The sequence below is a fragment of the Shewanella sp. ZOR0012 genome (assembly GCF_000798835.1).
In the GTDB taxonomy this organism is placed as follows: Bacteria; Pseudomonadota; Gammaproteobacteria; order Enterobacterales; family Shewanellaceae; genus Shewanella; species Shewanella xiamenensis.
Window position 1 is genome coordinate 1 of sequence record NZ_JTLE01000010.1, and the last position, 375, is coordinate 375.

General features: G+C 56.3%; 1 protein-coding gene. It reads left to right on the forward strand.

All coding sequences use genetic code 11. The annotated features are described in order from the left end of the window. Positions 1-44: 44 nt before the first annotated feature. On the forward strand, positions 45-375 hold a 331-nt coding region (locus L976_RS00145), incomplete at its 3' end, for an Ig-like domain-containing protein (protein WP_231570460.1).

Below are 375 nucleotides of genomic sequence, written 5' to 3' on the forward strand. Positions count from 1 at the left end.
ATGACAGCAAAACTGTCGTTGAGGACACCGTCGCCAGCGGCAACGTGTTAACTAACGATGAAGCGGGCAATACCAGCGTGGTCAGCTTCACCGTCGCCGGCAGCAGTGTGGTGCATAACGCCGGCAGCAGCGTCGTGCTGACAGGCGGCACCTTAGTGCTCAATAGCAACGGTAGCTACAGCTTTACACCTAATGCCAACTGGAACGGTGCAGTTCCAGTCATTACGTACACCACCAACACCGGTGCCATAGCGACCCTGACCATCACGGTCACACCAGACAACACCGATGCGGCCAATGACAGCAAAACTGTCGTTGAGGACACCGTCGCCAGCGGCAACGTGTTAACTAACGATGAAGCGGGCAATACCAGCG